22 protein-coding genes and 1 riboswitch are annotated in these 20,954 nt (G+C 68.9%); of the genes, 8 read left to right on the top strand and 14 right to left on the bottom strand.

Annotation, left to right across the window (positions count from 1 at the left end; genetic code table 11):
- Positions 1-111 precede the first annotated feature (111 nt).
- Together ACZ6ZD_RS14145 and ACZ6ZD_RS14140 are read right to left on the bottom strand one after the other, a co-directional pair.
- On the bottom strand, positions 112-1,062 hold the full coding sequence (locus tag ACZ6ZD_RS14145) for a dihydrodipicolinate synthase family protein (protein WP_465671840.1): 951 nt from the start codon (positions 1,060-1,062) through the stop codon (positions 112-114).
- 8 nt (positions 1,063-1,070) lie between these two features.
- Positions 1,071-2,189: a mandelate racemase/muconate lactonizing enzyme family protein gene (locus ACZ6ZD_RS14140; RefSeq protein ID WP_465671838.1), complete on the bottom strand. Its 1,119-nt coding sequence runs from the start codon at positions 2,187-2,189 to the stop codon at positions 1,071-1,073.
- Between the two features lie 117 nt (positions 2,190-2,306).
- On the opposite strand from ACZ6ZD_RS14140, the gene ACZ6ZD_RS14135 reads away from it, so the two are divergent.
- Positions 2,307-3,269 carry an LLM class flavin-dependent oxidoreductase gene (locus tag ACZ6ZD_RS14135; RefSeq protein WP_465671836.1) on the top strand — a complete coding sequence of 321 codons (963 nt, stop codon included), beginning with the start codon at positions 2,307-2,309 and terminating at the stop codon, positions 3,267-3,269.
- Here ACZ6ZD_RS14135 and ACZ6ZD_RS14130 read toward each other — a convergent pair.
- From ACZ6ZD_RS14130 to ACZ6ZD_RS14105, 6 genes are all read right to left on the bottom strand, one after another.
- Positions 3,266-4,261: an alcohol dehydrogenase catalytic domain-containing protein gene (locus ACZ6ZD_RS14130; RefSeq protein WP_465671834.1), complete on the bottom strand. Its 996-nt coding sequence runs from the start codon at positions 4,259-4,261 to the stop codon at positions 3,266-3,268. The two genes, ACZ6ZD_RS14135 and ACZ6ZD_RS14130, sit on opposite strands and share 4 nt — an antisense overlap.
- A 5-nt stretch (positions 4,262-4,266) precedes the next feature.
- Positions 4,267-4,647 carry a VOC family protein gene (locus ACZ6ZD_RS14125; RefSeq protein WP_465671832.1) on the bottom strand — a complete coding sequence of 127 codons (381 nt, stop codon included), beginning with the start codon at positions 4,645-4,647 and terminating at the stop codon, positions 4,267-4,269.
- A gap of 56 nt (positions 4,648-4,703) precedes the next feature.
- Complete coding sequence (locus tag ACZ6ZD_RS14120; protein WP_171678854.1) at positions 4,704-4,982, bottom strand: ubiquitin-like small modifier protein 1; 279 nt, start codon at positions 4,980-4,982, stop codon at positions 4,704-4,706.
- A complete protein-coding gene (thrC, locus tag ACZ6ZD_RS14115; RefSeq protein WP_465671830.1) occupies positions 4,979-6,238 on the bottom strand; it encodes a threonine synthase in 1,260 nt (419 codons plus the stop codon). The genes ACZ6ZD_RS14120 and thrC overlap by 4 nt, the downstream gene beginning before the upstream one ends.
- A 13-nt stretch (positions 6,239-6,251) precedes the next feature.
- Positions 6,252-6,395, bottom strand: a riboswitch (SAM riboswitch).
- A 66-nt stretch (positions 6,396-6,461) separates the two neighbouring features.
- Positions 6,462-7,685, bottom strand: coding sequence for a cation:proton antiporter (locus ACZ6ZD_RS14110; protein WP_465671828.1), 1,224 nt, complete (start codon positions 7,683-7,685; stop codon positions 6,462-6,464).
- A gap of 19 nt (positions 7,686-7,704) precedes the next feature.
- Positions 7,705-8,652: a DNA-3-methyladenine glycosylase family protein gene (locus ACZ6ZD_RS14105; protein ID WP_465671826.1), complete on the bottom strand. Its 948-nt coding sequence runs from the start codon at positions 8,650-8,652 to the stop codon at positions 7,705-7,707.
- A gap of 47 nt (positions 8,653-8,699) precedes the next feature.
- On the opposite strand from ACZ6ZD_RS14105, the gene ACZ6ZD_RS14100 reads away from it, so the two are divergent.
- Positions 8,700-9,167 carry a hypothetical protein gene (locus ACZ6ZD_RS14100; protein ID WP_465671824.1) on the top strand — a complete coding sequence of 156 codons (468 nt, stop codon included), beginning with the start codon at positions 8,700-8,702 and terminating at the stop codon, positions 9,165-9,167.
- Here ACZ6ZD_RS14100 and otsB read toward each other — a convergent pair.
- The 3 genes from otsB to ACZ6ZD_RS14085 are packed head-to-tail and all read right to left on the bottom strand — an operon-like array spanning position 9,133 to position 10,897.
- Entirely contained in the window at positions 9,133-9,966 is an 834-nt protein-coding gene (otsB, locus tag ACZ6ZD_RS14095) for a trehalose-phosphatase (protein ID WP_465671822.1), read from the bottom strand. The two genes, ACZ6ZD_RS14100 and otsB, sit on opposite strands and share 35 nt — an antisense overlap.
- On the bottom strand, positions 9,963-10,586 hold the full coding sequence (locus tag ACZ6ZD_RS14090; RefSeq protein ID WP_465671820.1) for a LytR C-terminal domain-containing protein: 624 nt from the start codon (positions 10,584-10,586) through the stop codon (positions 9,963-9,965). Before ACZ6ZD_RS14090 ends, otsB begins: the two co-directional genes overlap by 4 nt.
- A 2-nt stretch (positions 10,587-10,588) precedes the next feature.
- Positions 10,589-10,897, bottom strand: coding sequence for a DUF3263 domain-containing protein (locus tag ACZ6ZD_RS14085; RefSeq protein WP_171678848.1), 309 nt, complete (start codon positions 10,895-10,897; stop codon positions 10,589-10,591).
- A 147-nt stretch (positions 10,898-11,044) separates the two neighbouring features.
- Here ACZ6ZD_RS14085 and ACZ6ZD_RS14080 point away from each other — a divergent pair, with 147 nt between their 5' ends.
- The 5 genes from ACZ6ZD_RS14080 to ACZ6ZD_RS14060 all read left to right on the top strand — a co-directional run bounded on the left by ACZ6ZD_RS14080 (position 11,045) and on the right by ACZ6ZD_RS14060 (position 17,902).
- The gene (locus ACZ6ZD_RS14080) at positions 11,045-12,448 is read left to right on the top strand and encodes an amidase (RefSeq protein ID WP_465671818.1); all 1,404 of its coding nucleotides are present in this window, start codon (positions 11,045-11,047) and stop codon (positions 12,446-12,448) included.
- Positions 12,439-13,437, top strand: a complete 999-nt coding sequence (locus ACZ6ZD_RS14075) for a Gfo/Idh/MocA family protein (RefSeq protein WP_465671816.1) — start codon at positions 12,439-12,441, stop codon at positions 13,435-13,437. The genes ACZ6ZD_RS14080 and ACZ6ZD_RS14075 overlap by 10 nt, the downstream gene beginning before the upstream one ends.
- On the top strand, positions 13,434-14,843 hold the full coding sequence (locus ACZ6ZD_RS14070) for an alpha,alpha-trehalose-phosphate synthase (UDP-forming) (protein WP_465671814.1): 1,410 nt from the start codon (positions 13,434-13,436) through the stop codon (positions 14,841-14,843). The genes ACZ6ZD_RS14075 and ACZ6ZD_RS14070 overlap by 4 nt, the downstream gene beginning before the upstream one ends.
- On the top strand, positions 14,830-16,251 hold the full coding sequence (locus ACZ6ZD_RS14065; RefSeq protein WP_465671812.1) for an FGGY family carbohydrate kinase: 1,422 nt from the start codon (positions 14,830-14,832) through the stop codon (positions 16,249-16,251). The genes ACZ6ZD_RS14070 and ACZ6ZD_RS14065 overlap by 14 nt, the downstream gene beginning before the upstream one ends.
- Before the next feature lie 88 nt (positions 16,252-16,339).
- A complete protein-coding gene (locus ACZ6ZD_RS14060) occupies positions 16,340-17,902 on the top strand; it encodes an alpha/beta hydrolase (protein WP_465671810.1) in 1,563 nt (520 codons plus the stop codon).
- Here ACZ6ZD_RS14060 and ACZ6ZD_RS14055 read toward each other — a convergent pair.
- Both ACZ6ZD_RS14055 and ACZ6ZD_RS14050 read right to left on the bottom strand, forming a co-directional pair.
- A complete protein-coding gene (locus ACZ6ZD_RS14055; protein ID WP_465671808.1) occupies positions 17,888-18,397 on the bottom strand; it encodes a DUF1990 family protein in 510 nt (169 codons plus the stop codon). The two genes, ACZ6ZD_RS14060 and ACZ6ZD_RS14055, sit on opposite strands and share 15 nt — an antisense overlap.
- A gap of 3 nt (positions 18,398-18,400) precedes the next feature.
- Complete coding sequence (locus ACZ6ZD_RS14050; protein ID WP_465671806.1) at positions 18,401-19,426, bottom strand: LCP family protein; 1,026 nt, start codon at positions 19,424-19,426, stop codon at positions 18,401-18,403.
- A gap of 269 nt (positions 19,427-19,695) precedes the next feature.
- Between ACZ6ZD_RS14050 and ACZ6ZD_RS14045 the strand changes: the two genes are divergently transcribed.
- The gene (locus ACZ6ZD_RS14045; protein WP_465671804.1) at positions 19,696-19,989 is read left to right on the top strand and encodes an HU family DNA-binding protein; all 294 of its coding nucleotides are present in this window, start codon (positions 19,696-19,698) and stop codon (positions 19,987-19,989) included.
- Position 19,990: 1 nt separating this feature from the next.
- Here the strand turns inward: ACZ6ZD_RS14045 and ACZ6ZD_RS14040 are convergent, their stop codons facing one another.
- Positions 19,991-20,926, bottom strand: coding sequence for an SMP-30/gluconolactonase/LRE family protein (locus tag ACZ6ZD_RS14040; protein WP_465671802.1), 936 nt, complete (start codon positions 20,924-20,926; stop codon positions 19,991-19,993).
- Positions 20,927-20,954 lie beyond the last annotated feature (28 nt).

The raw sequence follows: 20,954 nt of genomic DNA, 5'->3' as shown, positions 1-20,954 counted from the left end.
AGTTTCGGTCAAGACCATAATAGCGGTCGGCCGAGGACGAAGTGTGGTGGAGCGACGGAGGGAGCGAGCCACCGCACGGGCTGCGCTTCCTCCATTTTCGCCCTCGAGGAGCTACTGGTGGAGCTCCTCGAGGCAGCGGATGACCGCGTCGCGCTCCGCCGCCGGCAACGACGGCCCGTACGGGTCGCACGCCGCCGCCTCCGGGATCAGCCCCTCCCAGACCGCGGCCCAGATCATCCGCTGCACGTAGCCCTCGATCGGCGCGTAGAACGTCACCGCGGCGAAGCGATCCAGCCGGTCCGATGCGGCGACGAACGCCTCCAGATCCCCAGCAGACCAGGCCCGCAGGACGGCGACCGACAGCTCGACCTGTGCGGACGCGATCCCGACCAGAGCCGTGTCCGCACCCCACATGAACGACGGACCGTACATCCGGTCCTCGCCGGTGATCAGCAGCTTCCCACTGCCCCGCCCAGCCCAGATGGCGTCCTGACACCCGATGGCCCGGTCCAGCGTCGCAGTCTTGACTCCGAGCATCGCATCCAGGCTCAGCAGGTCCCGAATCAGCGCAGCGGAGTACGGATAGCCACCAGCCTCGCCGTGCAGGTAGAACCCGACCAACGGCAGTCCGCTCTCCGCAGCGACCCGTTCGTGGAGCTCTACTGCCTTTGCATGCCCATCAGGTAGCTCTCCCAGCGCAGCGAGCGGATAGACCATCACCGCATTCGCACCGCCGTCAGCAGCCTGCATCGCCATCGCCACCGTCAGATCGATCGCTTCGTCCAAGCTGCCAACGGACGCCGACCTCGGTACGCCGACGCCCGCAACAATTGGCCGATCCGTCGCCTCACGCCACGTCTCCAGCACCTTGGACCGGTCAGCAGCCGACAGATAGAGGCCTCGGCCGGTGTGCGCCCAGACAGCGATCCCACCGATGTCCTGGGAGGCGATCGCCCCGGCGTACGTCGTGAGCGTGTCGTACGCGACCACGCCGGCGGCGTCCATCGGGGTGAAAACGGCCGGGAGCACCGTGCCGCGGAGTTGGGAGACGAGGGGATGCATGTGACCTCTCAGACGTCGTGGCCGAGGCCGGGTCGGGTGGGTACGTCGATCCAGCCGTTGCAGTCGGCAAACACCGTGGGAGCCAACGGATCCGCCACAACCATCAACGGCCCGACCAGGTCGGCCGCAACCGTCGCACCGGGTACTGCGGCCGCCAGATGCACCGCGGCGAGCGTGGCTACGCCCAGCTCAGGCATCGACCCCACCTTGACCGCCAAACCGGCCGCCTCGGCCACATGGGCGATCTGCAACGCTCGATGCAGCCCACCGACCTTGAGAATCTTGATGTTCAGTACGTCGGCCGCACCGCGCCGTACGATCTCCAGCGCATCGTGCAGCGAGTGCATGCTCTCGTCAGCCATCAGCCGGACGTCGAGCCGCTCACGCAGCCGGACCATGCCCGCCAGATCCCAGCGCGGTAGCGGCTGCTCCAGCAGCGTCATACCGGCCGCACTCATCTTCGCCAGGTAGGGCAACGCTGTAGTGGCGTCGTACCCCTCGTTGGCGTCCAGACAAAGCTCAGCGTCCGCAGGCAGCGCAGAACGGACCGCACGGATCAGCTCCAGATCCTGAGCCGGGTTGTGCCCGCCTTTGACCTTGATGTGCCGGAAACCGCGCGCTGCGTACTCCGCCGCCTCCGCAGCCATCTCGTCGAGCGTGCCGAGGCCTACTACCCACGTGGTCTGCACACGATCCCGGATGCTGCCGCCGAGCAGCGCATGCACCGGCCAGCCGCTCAGACGACCGGCCAGGTCGTGCAGCGCGATGTCGAGCCCACTCTTGGCCACGGACTGCCCGCGCAGGACGGCGTCCATCACCAGGTGGGCGCCGGCCCGGTCGAGCGGATCGCGGCCGATCAGGGCCGGTCCGAGGTGTTCGTCGATGGCGGCGGTGACACCTGCCAGCGTCTCCCCCGTGTACGCCGTCATCGGCGACGTCTCCCCGATGCCGACCACGCCGTCCGCCGTGTGCACCTCCACGACCAGGCTGATCAGATCCTTGCTGACACCGCTACTGATCCGGAACGGACGCCGGTACGGCGCACTGACCACCCGGGTCCGGACGGCGCTGATCGGCGCGGATCCGGTACCGGCCGGCAGGCCGACCGGATGCGATAGAACACTCATGGTCGGCTCCTTAAGGACACCAAGTGACGGTTAGGGGTCGCGTTCCGACACAAAAGGACTTACGGTCAAGACCGTAAATACCCCGAGTGCTCTCTGTCAACGGAAGGTGGCACCCTGATGCGGCTGGGTCTCTATCTCAATCTGTACGGCGCCCCCGGCGAGCGGCCGCAGCTGGCCGACGCGGTCGAGCAGGCCCAGCTCGCCGAGCAGGCCGGTTTCGAGTGGATCGTCCTCGGTGAGCGGCATCTGTACCGCCCCGGCTACCACGAGATCCTCACCTCGCTGACCTGGCTGGCCGCGCACACCTCCCGGATCGGGATCGCAACCTCGGGCATCGTCGCCCCTTTGTACCAGCCGGTCGTCCTGGCCGAGACGCTCGCACACCTCGACATCCTGTCCGGCGGGCGGCTCACGGCCGGCTTCGTCCTCGGCTACCGCCCGGAGGAGTTCGCGCTGTACGGCGTCCGGCAGCGCGAGCGGGTCGCCCGGTTCGAGGAGTGCCTCGACATCGTGACCCGGCTGTGGACGGAGGAGACCGTCACGTACGAGGGCCGCTTCACCAGCCTGCAGGACGCCTACCTGTCGCCACGTCCGCTGCAGAACCCCCGACCGAAGCTCTGGAATGGCGGCCGCGTGTCCGCCGTCCTCGAACGCACAGCCAGGACCTGCGACGGCTGGACGACGTCCTTCAATGAGCTGGACGCCGACCTGCCCGAAAAGATCGCCGAGTACCAGTCGTACCCCCGCGGCGCTGGAACGCTCGGCAACGAGGTCATCCTCTGTCGGGAGGGCTTCTGCGCCCCCACTACCCAGGACGCCCGCAAGTCGCTCGAAGAGCCGCTGCGCGACCTGTACGACGCCTACACCGGCTGGAAGCGGACGTCGACGGACGCCGCCCGCTACACCCAAGGCTGGGACGACATTACCGACCGGAGCGTCATCGGCTCACCGGCCGAATGCGCCGACCGGATCGCCCACTACGACGCCATGGGCGCCGACGGGATCATCCTGCGGATCCAGCCGCCCGGCATGCCGCAGTCCGAGGCATTGAAGGCGATCGAGGCCTTCGGAAACCTCTAGGGCGTGATGACCGTGACACCCGCCGGAGTGCCGTGGGAGAGCGCAGCCAAGGCGGCGGGGGTCTCATCCAGGGTGATGGTCCGAGTGATGAGCGCTGCCGGGTTCAGGTTGCCGGAAGCAACCAGATCGAGCATTTCCGGGTAGGCGTGGGCAGGCATCCCGTGGCTGCCCAGCCACTGCAGCTCCTGGCCGATCAGGCGGCCCACGTCGAGCTGGACGCCGTCCGGCAACAGACCGATCTGGACGTGCCGCCCACGCGGTCGTAGCGCCCGCAGCGCCTGCTGCACGAGGTCGTTTGCCCCCAACGCATCAAAGGTGACGTCGACACCACGGAGCTCACTAGCGTCAGTCAGAGTCTCGGTAGCGCCGTACTGATGGGCCAGCGTCAGCGCCTCCGGATTGGTGTCCACAGCGATCACCTCAGCGCCGGCCGCGGCAGCAATCATCACTGCGGACAGACCGACCCCACCACAGCCGTAGACCACCGCAGTCTCACCAGGCTGCACCTGACCGACCTGCCGGACCGCACGGAACGAGGTGGCGAACCGACAGCCCAGACCGGCCGCCGTACCGAAGTCCATCACGTCAGGGAGCCGGACCAGGTTCACCTGCGCGTACGGGATCGCGACGTACTCCGCGAACGACCCCCAGTAGTTGAACCCGGGCTGCAGCTGGTTCGGGCACACCTGGTGGTTCCCGGCCAGGCACTGCGCGCAGCTCCCACAAGCGCAGATGAAGGGCGTCGTCACCCGGTCGCCGACCTGCCAGCCGTCCACTCCGGCGCCGACCGCCGCAATCGTCCCCGCCAGCTCATGCCCCGGCACATGCGGCAGCACAATGTCGGAGTCGTGGCCCATCCACCCGTGCCAGTCGCTACGACACAGTCCGGTCGCCTCGACCTTCAGCACGACCGCCCCGGCCGCAGCCGTCGGCTCCGCAACCTCCTGGACCACCGGCAGGACGCCGTACTCAGAAACCACCACTGCGCGCATGGCGGTCAGCCTACGCAGAACTCGTTACCCTCCGGGTCCAGCATGACGATGTGGCCGAGCTCCGGCCCGTAGAACTCCTCCCGGACGCTGGTGGCGCCGAGTGCGACCAGCTCGGCCGCCTTGGCCCGCATCCGCTCGGCGGACGCCGCATCGCGTTCACCCGGCCCTGCGACCCGGATGTCCAGGTGCAGTCGGTTCTTGGCCGTCTTACCCTCCGAAACCCGCAACCAGCCGATCGCTGGACCGACGCCGTCCGGGTCGATGATTCCGGAGCCGTCCGGCTCGTCGAACCCCGGCTCGATCACGTAGCCGAGCGCTGCCGCCCAGAATCGGGACAGCAGCTGCGGGTCGGCGGCATCCGCGCCGATGGTCCATTTCGTCGCCATACCGGCGACGGTAGCGGTGGTTCCGGACGATCAACGACCGGAACCACCGGCAAGAGTCAGCAGCCGCCGGCGACCGCGGGGATGATCGAGACCTGGCCGCCGTCCTTGATCGCGGTCTGCAGGCCCTCGGCGAAGCGGACGTCGTCATCATCGACGTACACGTTCACGAAGCGGCGCAGCTCGCCGGACTCGTCGAGTACGCGGCTCTTGATCCCCGGGTACGACGCGTCGAGCGAGTCGAGCACCTCGGTCAGCGTCGCCCCCTCGGCGGAGACCTCGGAGACGCCCTGCGTGTAGGGGCGCAGGATGGTCGGGACGCGGACACTCACACTCACTGCAGGCCTGCCTTCACGAAGGCGTCGTAGGACGCGGGGATGGTCACCTTCGGGCCGACCCGGTCGGCCACGGCGTCGAGCGTCTTGAGCCCGTCGCCGGAGTTGATGATCACCGTCTCGGCCTCCGGGTCGAGCTGCCCGGTCTCGACCAGCTTCTTCAGCGTCGCGACGGTCACCCCGCCCGCGGTCTCGGTGAAGATGCCCTCGGTGCGGGCGAGCAGCTGGATCCCCTCGACGACCTCGTCGTCGGAGACGTCCTCGATCACGCCGTTGGTGCGGCGGGCGACGTCCAGGACGTACGGCCCGTCGGCCGGGTTGCCGATCGCGAGCGACTTGGCGATGGTGTCCGGCTTCACCGGCTTGACCACGTCGTGGCCGTCCCGGAACGCCTGCGCGACCGGCGAGCAGCCGGTGGCCTGCGCGCCGTACACCTTGTAGTCGGTGGCGTCGACCAGCCCGAGCTTGCCGAGCTCGGTGAAACCCTTGTCGATCTTGGTCAGCTGCGAGCCGGAGGCGACCGGGACGACGATCTGCTGCGGCAGCCGCCAGCCGAGCTGCTCGGCGATCTCGAAGGCGAGCGTCTTGGAGCCCTCGGAGTAGTACGGGCGGACGTTGACGTTGACGAACGCCCAGCCCTCCTCCTCGCCGGCGATCTCGGAGGCCAGCTTGTTCACGTCGTCGTAGTTGCCGTCGACGGCGACCAGCGTCCCGCCGTAGACGGCGGTGGTGATGATCTTCGGGCGCTCGAGGTCCTTCGGGACGAAGACGACCGAGCGGATCCCGGCCCGGGCGGCGGCCGCGGCGACGGCGTTCGCGAGGTTGCCGGTGGAGGGGCAGGCGAAGACCTTCATGCCCAGCTCACGGGTGGCGCTCAGGGCACTGGCCACGACCCGGTCCTTGAAGGAGTGGGTCGGGTTGCCGGAGTCGTCCTTCACCCAGAGCTTCTTCAGGCCGAGGGCCTTGGCGAGGTTCTGCGCGTCGATGAGCCGGGTGTAGCCGGGCTCGGTGTTCGGGAAGCTCGCCACGTCGACCGGGACGGGGAGCAGCGGCTGATAGCGCCAGATGTTCTTGGGGCCGGCCTCGATCTGTTCGCGGGTGATGGCCGGGAACTCGTACCCGACCTCCAGCGGACCGAAGCACTCCATACAGGCGTAGAACGGGCCGAGCGGCGACTTGGCTCCACACGCCCGACAGCTCAGGTGCGTACCGTTGCCGAAGGCACCTGCACGGATGGTGTGGGTGGCGGCCTGGCTCATGAGTGAGGTTCCCCTCTCATCTTCCCCGCGGCACCGGATCTCGATGGCGGGACGGATTTGGCACCGTTCCACCGCGAGTGGCCCCCGGGCGGGGTCTCGACGGGGAGGGTTGCCGGGACTTCAACGGGCCGTTTCCCTCAGTCCCTCTGGATGAGCTGCCCCCGAGATTACCCAATCGGGTCCATATTGTGTCTTGTGATCCCACCATCCGAGACGCGCGATCTCAGCTCCGGCGTTCCAGGAACCGCATCACCGGCGTGGCGGCGACACCGTGCAGGACCACGCTCAGAACGACCGTGAACCCGAGGGTCGCCCACAGCCAGGGCAGGTCCGCGGCGAAGCTCGCACCGACCGCCGCGAGGTAGTAGATCGAGGACACCCCGCGGACGCCGAACGCCGCCGTCGCCCACGCCTCGGTCCGGCTCAGCTCCGTCCCGATCAGGCTCAACCGGCCGATCAGCGGCCGGACGACCACGACGAGCAGGACGCCGATGAGCACACCAGCCCAGTCCAGCGGTGCGAGCAGACCTGCGGTGACGGCGACGCCGAGCAGCAGCAGAATGCCCCAGGTCAGGATGTGCTCGAGCTCACCGATGAAATCGTGCAGCTGGTTATGGAAGTCGTGGCTGCGCTCGGCTGACCGCAGTGCGAGTGCGGCAACGAACACAGCGATGAAGCCGTAGCCGTGCAGCACTTCGGTCAGCCCGTAGACACCAAGCGTCATGGCCAGCGCGAGGACCGGCTCACGCGAGTCAGCCAACCGGAGACTCTTCGCACGCGCCGAGAACGTCATGCGCCCAAGCAGCCGGCCCGCACCGAAGCCGACTGCGACACCGATCACGGTCTTGCCCAGCAGGTCCCAGGCGACCCACTCAACCGGCGAGAAGCTCTTGGTGACCAGGAAAACGGCCAGATAGACGAGCGGTGCGGCCAGTCCGTCGTTCAGCCCGGCCTCGGAGGTCAGTGCGAACCGCACTTCGTCCTCCTCGTCCAGCTCGGCGTCCTCACCGGTAGTCGGCCCGCCCACCTGGACGTCGGACGCCAGCACCGGATCCGTCGGCGCCAGCACCGCTGCGATCAGCAGTGCGGTCGCTGGGGCGACTCCGAGCAGCCAACCGACACCAGTCAGCGCTGCGACACCAGTTGGCATCGCAACGAAGAGGAGCCGCCAGGTCACCCGCCACTGCAGGAGACTGACCGGACGGTCGATTGCCAGCCCGACACCCATCAACGCGACGATGACCGTCAGCTCGGCCAGATGCTTCGTCAGCTCCGGCTCGGCCAGCGGACTGAGGTGCGTGCGGTCGACGACCAGCCCGAGCAGGATGCCGCCGCCCAGGAAGGCGATTGGTGCCGAGACGGCGTACCGGGACAACAGCCGCGGCAGGACGGCACCGAGCAGGAGCGCGAGCCCTGCCACGAGGTAGAGCCCGTCGCCGTCGATCACAGCCGTCTAGTGCCCACCGTCAGCGCAGGCGATGCGTTGCCCCGGGGGTGTGCGTCGGCAAGGACTTCCGTGGGCCGTAGCGGGGATGCCCGATCCCCGCCAGCTCCAGCAGGCGCTGCACGCGGAAGCGGTGACCGCGGTACGGCTCGATCAGCTCGGCACAGCCGTCGTCGTCCAGCTCTTCACCGATCAGCGCGTAGGAGACGTTGCGCGAGACGTGGTAGTCGGCGAACGAGAACGCATCGGCGTCCCCGTGGGCGCGCTGGCGCACCTCGGCCGCCGTCCAGACGCCGACCCCGGGTAGCGACCGCAGCCGCCGCTCGATCTCGGCCGAGTCGGTCAGCTCGAGCGTCCGCTCCAGCGCTCGCGCCCGCGTCGCAGCGGTGACGACCACCCGCGACCGCCGTCCTTCGACGCCTGCCCGCAGCCACTGCCAGGACGGGATCAGCCGCCACTCCTCAGGCGCCGGCGGAACCTTCATCGGCCGCCCTTCGGGACCGCCTGGGCCCGGCGCCGGTTCGCCGTACTCATGCAGCAGCGCCCGCCAACCGCGGAAGGCCTCCTTACCGGTGACCACCTGCTCGATGCCGGCCGCGGCCATCGCCTCGAAGACAGCTCGGGTCCGCGGTACACGCACATGCGGGAAGCGCCGAGCGGCGTCCACCAGCGCTCTGTGCGCCGGTAGCGGCTCGAAACCCTCCCAGCTGTCGGCATCACCCAGCAGCTCCGGAACACCCTCCAGGGCCCACGCAGCACCCGGCCCCCAGGCCTCGGCCTCCACCTCGGCGCCCCGCGGCGTCAGCCGCAGCAGCACCGACCCCTCCGGCGTCCGGGTGGCCCGCCACACCGTCCGCCGTCCAGCATCGAAGACGTACGCCGGGTCGCCTGGCCCTTTGCGCAGCCCACCGATGACCGAGTGCGGATCCACCACCCGCCCCGCCCGCCAGACCCGCACCGTCGAACCCACGCGCCAAGTCTTACCCACTCCACCGACAGAACCGCATACTGAGCCTCATGACCGGGTGGCTGTGGGTGAAGCTGGTGGGGAACTTCGTGAACCTGTCCACCCTGGCCGGCTTCCTGGTGGCCGGGCTCGGCCGGGCGAAGGTCACCCGCGGGCCGCGCGGGCTGTTCTTCGCGAACGGGTACCGGCTGGGCTTTCCGGTGGCCGGTGCGTTCACGATCGGTAACGTCGTCCTGAGCAAGCACGACCGGAGCTACTTCGACAACGAGCTGCTGCTGAAACACGAGGAGCGGCATTCGTGGCAGTACCTGTGCCTGCTGGGCTTGCCGATGCTGCCGCTGTACGTCGTCTGCGTGGTGGCGTCCTGGCTGCTGACGGGTGACCCAGCGTCGCGGAACCCGTTCGAGCGGCTGGCGAGCCTGAAGGACGGCGGGTACGTCGAACGGCCGGTTCAGCCGATCACTCGGACGGTCACACAGGCCGTCAGCGCGCTGCGATCGCGTCCGAAAGGGCCGTGAGCACGGTAACGACACCAGTGGGGTCGTCCACGACGATGTCGGCCGCCTCGATCAGCTCGGTCGCACCAGAAGAGCGAGTGGCGAGCAGTACGGCATTCAGCCCGGTCTTGCGGTGTTCTTCGATCGCCCGGAACGCAGCGAGGTCACCGAGGTCGTCACCGGCGTAGAGGATCGACTGCGCGCCGGTGGACTCGAGGAGGCGGCGAAGCGCGATGCCTTTGTCCACACCGGGCGGACGAAGCTCCAGAACCAGATTGCCCGGCTCAAGGCGCAGCTCGGTCGCTTCAGCCAGCTCGGTGAGCGGCGTCCGCAGTCGGTCGAAGGCTCCGGCCGGGTCGGGCAGGCGGCGGGTGTGGACGGCCAGCGAGCTTTCTTTGTCTTCGATGAACGCATCCGGCAGCCCGGCGTCCCGCAGCAGCTCCGGGATGCGCTCCCGCGCCACAGCGACGCCGGCCGGGACCGCCTCAGAGGTGACCTTGCCGGTCGCGGCGTCCCACTGCTCCAGCCCATAGTGGCCCAGTACGACGAGGCTCGCCAGACCGGCGTGCGCAGTGACGCCGGTGAGCTCGGTCGCGACCAGCGCGGGCCTACCGGTCACGATCGCGACCTGGCGGACCGAGCGGGCCAGCCGGGCCAGAGCGTCCAGACCTCCGTCGACAGGCCGGGCGCGGGCCGGATCCTCGACGAGGGGTGACAGGGTGCCGTCGAAATCGGTGGCGATCACCGCTGCGGCCGGATCGGCGACGATCGCCTGCCAGCCCGCGTGACCGAGGTCGGTCTGGATGACCGGTGTGCTCATCCGGGGTAGTCCCCGGTCAGGATCACGGTCAGGCGATCCTTCTTCATGTTGTCGAGGGCATCCTTGGTCCGGCTGATGCCGAGGTCCTTGGCGAGCTGCGCGGCCGCTGCGGCCATTCCAGGCGGGTAGTAGACCGTGCTACTGACGACCTTGCCGCGCCAGTTGTCCACACCGGAGACGGTCCAGCCGGCCTGCCGCGCGCGGCCTGCGACCGAGTCGGCCAGCCCCTTGCGCGGAGTGTTGTTGTAGACCTCGATCCCCGGGCGCTGCGTCGGCGGAATCGTCGTCGGACCGCTGGCCGGTGGCTGCGGGGGCTCCGTCGTTTCTGGCGGTTCCGTCGTCGCCGGAGGCGCAGTCGGCACCGGAGTGGTCTTCGGCGGCGCAGTCGTCTTCACCGGCTCCGTGGGCTTCTCGGTCGGCTTCTGGGGCACGCTGGCCCCGACCGTCGACTTACCCTCCGAGGGCTTCGGCGTACTGGTGCTCTTCTTGGGCTCGTCGGCGCTGCTGTCGCTCCCGCGGGTGCCGAACAGCACCAGCAGGCCGCCGACGATCGCGACAACGGCGACCACCGCGACCAGTGACGACAGGACCTGGCCGGAGTCGCCCTTCGGGCGGCGCATACTCAGACCTCGATGCCCAGACGACGTGCCGAGCGGGCGCGCTGGCGGGCAGCGCGCAGTCGGCGCAGCCGCTTGACCAGCAGCGGGTCGTGCACCAGGGCCTCCGGCCGGTCGATCAGCGCGTTCAGCACCTGGTAGTACCGGGTCGCGGACATCTGGAACTGGTCCCGGATCGCCTGCTCCTTGGCACCGGCGTACTTCCACCAGTGGCGCTCGAAAGCAAGGATCTGCCCGTCACGCTCCGACAGCCCGGCGATGAGCGGCTGCGCAGCCTCGGCGGGGCCGGGAGAGCTGGCGTTGGCGCTGTCCATCTGCTGCTGACTCCTGTGCGGTCGGTGATCGTCCGTCCGCGCTCCACTGTACGTGCAGAACAACAGCCATGTCATTCACCGGTCCAGCGACACGGAGCGTGTCGTGGGCGGGCGGCCGGACCGGGGCAACTCTGGCAGGATCAAGGCGTGAGCTCAACTGTTTCCACCCAGGCGCTGGTGGACGAGCTGCAGGCCAGGAGCCGCGCGGTGGAGCCGCTGGTCAACGCCATCTGCACACCGAACCCCGCCGCTCTCACCGACGCCGCCCGTCTCGACACGGAGCGTGACGAAGGTCGGGAGCGCGGCCCACTACACGGCGTACCGGTCCTGGTGAAGGACAACATCGACACTGCCGACCTGCTCACCACCGCGGGCTCGCTGGCGCTGGCCGAGCAGCCACCGCCACCCCAGGACGCCCCGATCGTCCGCCGACTGCGTGCGGCGGGCTGCGTCATCCTCGGCAAGACCAACCTGAGCGAGTGGGCGAACTTCCGCGGTTCGGCGTCCAGCTCCGGCTGGAGCGGGTACGGCGGCCTCACCCGGAACCCGTATGCGCTCAACCGCTCCGCCGGCGGCTCATCGAGCGGTTCCGGCGCCGCAGTGGCCGCAGGGCTCGCCGACTTCGCCATCGGGACCGAAACCAACGGTTCGATCGTCTGCCCGGCCGCACTGAACGGTGTCGTCGGTCTGAAGCCGACGGTGGGTCTGGTCCCGCAGCAGGGCATCGTGCCGATCTCACACTGTCAGGACACCGCTGGTCCGATGACGAGAACCGTTCTGCAGTCCGCAGCGCTGCTGAGCGTGCTTGCCGACGGTGGTACCGACTACACCGAGCACTGCCGCGGCGATGACCTCAGTGGGGTGCGCATCGGCGTCCCGCGCGGGCCGCTCTGGGGCTACTCAGCGGGCCTCGATCAGGTGACCGAGCGGGCGCTGGAGATCCTCAGCCGCTGCGGCGCGACTCTGGTCGACCACCTCTCATTGCCGGCGCCAGGTGGCGACGAAGACCAGCTGCAGGTGCTGGCACATGAGATGAAGGTCGACATGGCGGCGTACCTCGCTACTCGCGCGCCTGGCGGTCCACGCACGCTGGACGACCTGATTGCGTTCAACCGCGCACATGCGGACCAGGAACTGCAGTGGTTCGGTCAGGAGCTCCTTGAACGCTCCGCTGCCACCACTGGTCTGGACGCCGCTGAATACGTTGCCGCGCGGCTCACAGCCGTACAGGCCGGGCGGGGCGGTATCGACGACCTGCTCCGGTCCAACGACCTGGATGCACTGGTCCACCCGGCGTACTCACCGGCCTGGAGTATCGACCTGGTCAACGGCGACCAGGTCCTGGGCAGTTGCTCGTCACACGCCGCCTTGGCCGGCTATCCCTTGCTGTCCGTGCCCTCCGGACTGGTCGGCGGGCTGCCCGTCGGCCTCGCGTTCAGCGGGACCGGCGGGAGTGATGCCACGCTCATTCGCTTGGCTCACGCCTTCGAAACCGCGAGAATCAAGGACAACGGACCGTTCCCGACCCCGGAGTTCACACAGTGGGTGTAGATCGCGTCAGATGGGGCATCGTTGCTACGGGCAACATCTCCACCTCGTTCACCAAGGACCTGCGACTCCTCGACGACGCGGTCGCCACCGCGGTCGCGTCCCGGTCGCAGGACAGCGCCGACCGGTTCGCCGCCGAGTTCGGCATCGAGCACGCGTACGCCGACTACCGCCGGCTCATCGAGTCCGGCACGGTCGACGTGATCTACATCGGCACTCCGCACCCACAGCACTACGAGATCGCCCGGGCGGCGTTGCAGGCCGGCATTGCGGTGCTGTGCGAGAAGCCGGTGACTCTGACTGCCAAACAGGCGCAGGACCTGGTAGCGGTTGCCGGCGAGCACAAGACGCTGTTCGCCGAGGCCATGTGGATGCGCACCAATCCGGTCATTCAGGCGCTGTTCGCCGACCTGGCGACCGGTGTGATCGGAGAGCCGCAGCAGGTCGTCGCCGACTTCGCCTTCCACAAGCCGGCCCTTCCTGCCCGGCTGCTGGACCCAGCGCTCGGCGGCGGCTCCCTGATGGACGGCGGCATCTACCCGATGACGTTCGCCTACATGGCTCTGGGCCGTCCGGCTGAGCTGAAGGCAGTCGGCGCGCTCAACGACGACGGCATCGATCTGAATGTCGCCATGGCCTGGCGCTACGACTCCGGCGCCGTCGCTGCGCTCACCTGCGGTCTGAAATCACAGAACCCCTGGGTCGCATCGGTCAGCGGGCCGCAGGGCAGTCTGCAGCTGCCGCACCGGTTCCACCACCCGGAGTACTACGTCCGTCACACTGCGGCCGGTGCGGAGCGGGTCGACGTCCCGACGCATGGGCTTGGGTACCACTACGAGGCCGCCGCTGTGATGCGCGCGCTGCGTGACGGACACATCGAGGTGCCGTCGCTGCCACACACCGCGACCCTCGAGATCCTCGAACTGCTCGACGAGACACGGAGCCAGATCGGGGTCCGTTACCCCGGTGACGACGACGACCTGACTGGATGAACAAAAACATGCCCGACGGACGAAGTTCCTTCGTAGTGGTGGCCAACCGGCTGCCTGTCGACCGAATCGAGATGCCTGACGGCAGTACGGCGTGGCGGCGCAGCCCGGGCGGTCTGGTCACCGCGCTGCACCCGGTGATGCAGGCGCACGACGGCGCCTGGATCGGTTGGACCGGCAGCGCCGACGAGAAGGTGGACCCGTTCGACAACGACGGGATGCATCTGGTCCCGGTGATGCTGACCGCCGAGGATGTCGAGCTCTACTACGAGGGCTTCTCCAACGCGACGTTGTGGCCGCTGTACCACGACGTGATCGTCGCACCGGAGTTCCACCGCGAGTGGTGGGAGTCGTACGTCGCAGTGAACCGCCGCTTCGCCGAGGCGGCCGCGGAAGCCGCGGACGAGGGCGCTGACGTCTGGGTGCACGACTACCAGCTCCAGCTCGTTCCGGCGATGCTGCGCCGGCTGCGCCCCGACGTACGGATCGGGTTCTTCCTGCACATTCCGTTCCCGCCGACCGAGCTGTTCGCGCAGATGCCGTGGCGCCGCCAGATTCTGGACGGTCTGATGGGTGCGGACCTGGTCGGCTTCCAGCGGCCCGGCGCCGCGTCCAACTTCGCCCGCCTGGCCCGCAACCGGATGGGCCTGCGGACCCGGGGCGACCGGATCCACCTGCCCGACGACCGGATCGTCCGTGCGAAGGCGTTCCCGATCTCGATCGACGTCGGCGAGCTGGAGCAGCTGGCCCGGCAGCCGGAGACCGAACAGCGCGCCCGCGAGATCCGCGAGGAGGTCGGCAACCCGGCCCACGTGCTGCTCGGCGTCGACCGGCTCGACTACACCAAGGGCATCCGGCAGCGGCTGCGCGCGTTCGGCGAGCTGCTGGACGAGAAGCGGGTCTCTGTCGACGACGCCGTCTTCGTCCAGGTGGCGACGCCGTCCCGCGAGCGGGTCGAGCAGTACCGCGTGCTGCGCGACGAGATCGAGCTGCTGGTCGGCCGGATCAACGGCGAGCACGGCCGGATCGGTACGCCGGCGATCAACTACCTGCACACGTCCTACTCGCGGACCGAGATGGCTGCGCTGTTCCGGGCCGCGGACGTCGCCGTCGTCACTCCGCTCCGGGACGGGATGAATCTGGTCGCCAAGGAGTACGTAGCCACCCGGTACGACGACACCGGCGCGCTGGTGCTCAGCGAGTTCGCCGGCGCGGCCGACGAGTTCCGGCAGGCTTTCCTCGTGAACCCGCACGACATCAACGGCATGAAGGACACCATCGTCGACGCGATGAACACCGACGACCGCCAGCTCGGCCGCCGGATGAAGGCGATGCGCAAGCACCTCGCCGCGCACGACGTGAACCTGTGGGCCGCGACCTTCCTGAAGGCGCTGCATGACGAAGACTGACGGGCGCATCCTCGCGCTCGACCTCGGCACCTCGTCGACCCGTGCGCTGGTGCTGACCGCGGCCGATGCCGCACCGGTGCCAGGAGCGCTGGCCCGGCACAAGATCAGCCCGACGTACGGCGCCGACGGTTCCGCCGTGCTGGACCTGCACGAGTACGTGGAGGGCCTGCTGGGCTGTTTCGACGAGCTGCAGCAGGGCGGTCACCTCGAGGGGATCGAGGCGATCGTGCTGTCCACGCAGTGGCATTCGATCGTTGCCCTGGGCCCCCGTGGCGAGGCCCTCACCCCAGTGATCACCTGGGCGGACACTCGCTCGATCCCGGCCACGCCGGGGTCGTCGTTCGACGAGCAGGCGTTCCACGCCCGTACCGGCGCCTGGCTGCACCGGCTGTACTGGCCGCGGCGCATCCCGTGGCTGCTGTCAGAAATCTCCGCTACCAGTTTCGCCGGCCTGCCGGACCTAGTGCTCGAACGACTGACCGGTCAGCGCGTCACCTCGGTTTCTGTTGCCTCCGGTACCGGTTCGCTCGACCTTGCCGCCGGTACGTACGACGACGAGGCGTTGGCCATCGCAGGTGTCAAAGCGGACCAGCTGCCCGCGATCGTCCCGTCCGGGTGGACAGGGCGGATCACAGCGGAGTACGAACGACGCTGGCCCGGGTTGGTCGGCGTACCGGTGCACCCGCCGACTGGCGACGGCGCCGCATCCAACGTGGGCACCGGTGCGTACGACGTGACGACCGCTGCGGTCACCATCGGAACGTCCGCCGCGGTTCGGGTCGTACACCCGATCGACAACGCTCCTGAGCTGCCCTGGGAGCTCTGGCGGTACCGCGTTGACGACAAGCACGCAGTGACCGGCATGGCCTTCTCCGCGGCCGGAAACATGCATGCGTGGCTGACCGACGTACTGCGGCTCCAGCACGAGGAGCCGACCACGGTCGAGGTCGGTGCGCCCGGTCTGATCGCCGTTCCGTTCCAGGCCGGCACACGACCGCCGGCCACCGTTCCCGGCGGCTCCGGCGCGTACTTCGGGCTCTCCTTCGACGACACCGCGGAGTCCATGCTCGCTGCGTCCCTGCAAGGCGTCTCGCTCGAAGTGGACCGCGGGCTGCGCATGCTCGACGACCTCTTCGGTCACCAGCTCTCCGTCGTCCTGGGCGGTGGCGGTATCGACGCCTCCGCCTGGTGGCGCCGCTGCCTCACCGCCACCTTCGCCCGCCCCACCGACGTCTGCGCCGAGGCCGAGGTAGGCGCCCGCGGCGCCGCCGCCATCGCCCTCGGCCTCTCCCCAGAGCCCGGCGGCGAACACCTCACCCCGCTCCCAGCCGATGTGGACCGCGTAGCCGCCCTCCGTCCCCGCTATGAGTCGCTCCGCGCCCTGACCGTCCAAGCCGCCAACCTCTGAGGACTGCAGGAAGCGGCAAGTTGCTGGCATGTTTGCGGGGGCGCGGCTACGTTGCGAGACAACGTGCTCACCGTAGGGGGTTGCTTTCATGCGTTATCGCTTGCCCGTTGTCGCTGCCGCGACGCTCGCCCTGATCGCACCGGTCGCGCCCACTGCGGCCGCTGCCGCACCGGCGCCGAGCTCGCTGGTATTCGGCGCATGTCCGGCTGATATCGCCACACCGTTCCCCGCGTTGACCTGCGCGACGATGCAGGTACCTGTGGACTACAGGCGGCCGCACGGGCCGACTCTGGAGCTTCTGGTCACCAAGCACGCCGCCAAGGACCCGGCCAAGCGGCTGGGGTCGCTTCTGGTCAATCCGGGCGGTCCTGGCGGCTACGGCTCGACTTTGGCCGGCACGCTCACCCGACCGGACGCCACCGGCTTCACACGCCTGCAGCCCGCCGTACTGGACGCGTACGACGTGATCGGCTTCGACCCCCGCGGCGTCGGGCACAGTACGCCGATCAGCTGCGTCGAGCCGACGTACTTCCCTGCCCCGCAGCCCGATCCGGACGCGCCGTCGAGCCGCGGCCCGCTGTGGAAGCTCTGGAGCGGCTTCGCCGACGGCTGCGGCACCAAGTCCGGCGCTCTGATCCCCCACCTCGGTACCGCGAACGTCGCGCGCGACATGGACCGCATCCGCGCCGCACTGGGCGACCAGAAGCTCAACTACCTCGGCTTCTCCTACGGCACCTACCTGGGCACGGTGTACGGCGAGCTGTTCCGGCACCGCGTCGGCCGGATGATTCTGGACGGCAACATCGACCCGACTCCGAAGGACGTCTGGTACCAGGCCGGGCTGGCTCAGGCGCCCGGCATCCAGAAGCGGTTCGACAGCTACCTGGGCTGGGTCGCGAAGTACGACTCGGTCTTCCACCTGGGCAGCACGGTCGGCGCGGTCCGCGCCAACTGGAACAAGACTCTGACCGAGTTCCGCACCACACCGCACGGCGTCGTCGGCGGCCACGAGCTGCTCAGCCTCGCCGCCGGTGTGATGTTCTCGGAGAGCAACTGGATCAACTTCACCCGGGCGCTCAGCAGCTACGTGGTGGACGGCAGCGACGCCGACCTGGTCGACTTCGCGTCGCCTGACACCAGCGTCGAGGGCGAGCAGTCCAACGCGATCTTCAACGCGGTGATCTGCGCCGACTCCCGCTGGCCGGCCACGAAGGCGGGCTACGAGCGGGACGCCGCCCGGCTCGCGAAGTCGTCGCAGTTCGCATGGGACGGCATCTGGGCCAACGGCAGCGCCTGCCGTGACTGGCCGACCGGTCCGCAGAACCCGCTGCATATCAGTGGCCGCGGCCTGCCCGGCATCCTGCTGTTCAACACGGTCGGCGACCCGTCGACGCCGTACGCCGGTGCGCTCAAGCTGCACAAGGTCCTGAAGGGATCGGTGCTCGTCACCGAGAAGGACTCCGGTAAGCACTGCGTCTTCTCGAACTCCCGGCTGCTGGTGAACAACGCGGCGAACGAGATCGGCGCGAAGTACCTGCTGACCGGTGAGCTGCCGGCCGGCGACGTCACGGTCCCTGGCCACGCCCTGCCGGTGCCGACTCCGGCTGCGCTCCGTGCGCCGCTGACGAAGGTCTCGCTACTGGAGGGCTAGCTGGCGCAGCGCGCTCGCATAGCGGCGCGCTGCCAGCTTCTGCAGCGTGCGTGTGGCCGGTCCGCCCAAACGGGCGTACCAGGCCGCCGCACGGCTGTAGGCCTTCACAGTGAAGTAGATGCCGGCCAGCTCCCGAGTGACGACGAAGGACTCCTCACCGGCCTCTGGGTGACCCTCCAGCGCGCCGTACGCGAACCCGATCCGGTCCGGCTCGTCGACCGTCCACACCACCCGGCAAGGGATCGCCAGCCCGGCCAGCCGACCCAGCGCGTTGACGCCGACGTCCGCACGGCCGTCCGCAGCGAAGGGCAGCCCGGCCCGCGGCTGCATCCGCCATGTCATCAGCGCCTCGCCTGCGCGCTGGAACACCTCATCACCGGCGCCCAGCCGAGCCCGGTGCTCCAGCCGGTGGTAGCCGGCCGGAGTCTCGTCGTACCGGGTCGAACCGACGATGTCGTAGTTGAAACGCGCCTGGCGCAGGTCGTCGAGACGCATCTGTCAGGAGCTCTTCAGACCCGTGGTGTTCCCGGCTTTGAGCGCCTTGAAGAGCGCACGGGCCTTCGGCTCGTCCCAACCGACGCCGACCCCGCCACCCGACACTCGGACGCTGTCGTCGCCGATCGGCACAGTCAGCGTCACACCGCCGCTACCGGAGACCGCACGCATCCCCTGAGCGAATTTGACGAAGTCGAGCAGGCTCATCTCCTTGTCGACCGTCAGCGCGTCCACACCCTTGGTGGCGACGTTGTAGAAGCGCACCGGGTTCAGGAACGTCGACGGCGAGCTGGCCTTCTTCGCGACCGCGCCGACCATCTGCCGCTGCCGCTCGACCCGGCCGAAGTCGTTCTTGCCGTCGGCGTGCCGCGAGCGCACGTAGCCGAGCGCGTTCACGCCGTCCAGCTCCTGGCAGCCGGCCTTGAGGTCGATATGCGCATCCTTGTCCTTCATCGCCTTCGGCAGGCACATCTCGATACCGCCGACACTGTCGATGATGGACGCGAAACCGCCGAAGCCGACCTCGACGAAGTGGTCGATGCGCAGACCGGTCTTGTTCTCCAGCGTGCGGATCAGCAACGCCGGATTGCCCTTGCCGAACGCGAAGGCAGCGTTCACCTTGTTCTTGCCGTGCCCCGGGATCGCCATCACGCTGTCGCGCGGGATGCTGACCAGAACGGTCGGACCGGAGTCCGGGACGTGCATCAGCATGATCGAGTCGGTCCGCGACCCGGCGGCCTTGCCGGTGTGCAGCCGGGCCCGCTCGGCCCGGCTCAGGTTCTCGCGGCCGTCCGAGCCGACCATCAGGTACGTCGTCCCGGACGACGCCGCCGGGCGCTCGCCGGTCGTGGGCATCGCATCGATCTTGTCGATCCGGCTCCACGCGTACAGCGGCACCGTGACCAGCATCAGGATGAACAGCAGCAGAAGCAGTCCGATGGTCCTCAGGAACCAGTTCTTCCGCTTCTTCGGGCGGCGGCCCTGCGGGCGGCTCACGAAGCGGGGGTCGATGGGCTGCGGTTGACTCATACCCACGACCGTATCGGTGCGCGGCTCCGGAGACGTCACTCCCGTGGACGAACCTAACGGTCGGAAAGTCGCTACCGCCTCCTCCAGAAGGAGGAAATCGCCCCCGCGATCGAACCAACCCGCCGGAACGCGCGCGGTGCCGACCGGTGCCATTGGCACGATCGCGACAGGCTGTGACTGACCGCATACCGAACAGCTTCTCGCTAACGACAATCATTTCGGTTAAGGTTCCGGTCGAACCGTCAGTCGAGTCGTGAGTGAGGAGAGCCGTGAACCGCAACGAGTTGGTCGCCGGAGTGGCGCAGAAGGCGGGCATTCCGCGGAACCAGGCCGAAAGGGTGCTCGACGCGCTCGGCGACGTCGTCACCGAGGCCGTCCACAAGGGCGACAAGGTCTCACTGACCGGCCTGCTGAGCATCGAGCGCGTGATGCGCGCGCCGCGCACCGGCCGCAACCCGCAGACCGGTGAGCCGCTGTCGATCCCGGCCGGTTACTCCGTCCGCCTCTCCTGCGGCAGCCGCCTGAAGGCCGCCGCACGCGGCGACCTCCGGACGGTCTCCTGAGCTACCGCTTGACCGCGGTCACCCAGTACGGCGTGGTCGGGGTCGGCGTGGTGGTGAAGCGCGCGTTGGGCAGGTAGAGGCGGTCGCCGAAGGCAGCGGCCGTCGTGGGTACGTCGAAGTCCGTGCTGGTGATCTCACGCAGCACGCTGCCCGTCGTACCGGCCTTGTCCAGACCGATCACCGCGATCTTGTTCAGGCGGTTCTGGACGACGTACAGCGTCCGGCCGCTGAGCAGCAGGCCGTCGCCGTTCGTCATCACCGCGCCGCCGAGATCGAGCTGCCGGGCCGCACCGGTCCGGGTGTCGATGCGGAGCAGCAGTCCGGTCGAGGACTGGACGATGATGAGCGCACGGCCGTCAGGCGTCAGAGCGATGCCGTTGCCGTTGTTGCCCTCGGTGTGCTGATAGTCGCCGCTCAGCGGGATGGTCTCGGCCTTCGTCGGCAACTGGCCGTGTTTACCGAGCGGAAGCTTGTAGAGGACCGGCTGCCGCGAGTCGGTGAACCACGCCGCGTTCTTACCGAGGACGACGTCGTTCACGAACGTCGGCGTGGTCGTGGTGAAGGTGTAGCCGGCCAGCACCTTGCCCGACCTGGTGTCGATCACCCGGCCGTTGCCGCCGGCGGCGCCGGCCACGAACAGCCGGCCACGCTCGTCGACCTTCATCCCGAGCGAGCCGGTGCCCGGGCCGGGGCTGAGCACCTTGCCGGCGCCGGTGCGCAGCTCGGCGGCGTAAATGTCGCCGGTCAGCCGGGAGCCGAAGTACGCCGTCCCGCGGGCGATCGCGATGCCCTCGGGCTGGAAGCCGGCCGGGAGCTCGATCCGGTCCGGGAAGCGGTCGTGGCGCGGAGTCGCGGTGGCGGCCGGGGCCGTGGCCAGGCCGAGGGCGAGCGCGGGTACGCCGACGAGAACTGAGCGCCGGCGGACGAGGTGTGACATGGGCGGGTCCTCCTGATCAGGGGTCTCC

Source organism: Kribbella sp. NPDC104218 (assembly GCF_055584105.1).
The sequence above is the reverse complement of the archived record's forward strand: the minus strand, read 5'-3'. Positions and strand labels throughout refer to the sequence as shown.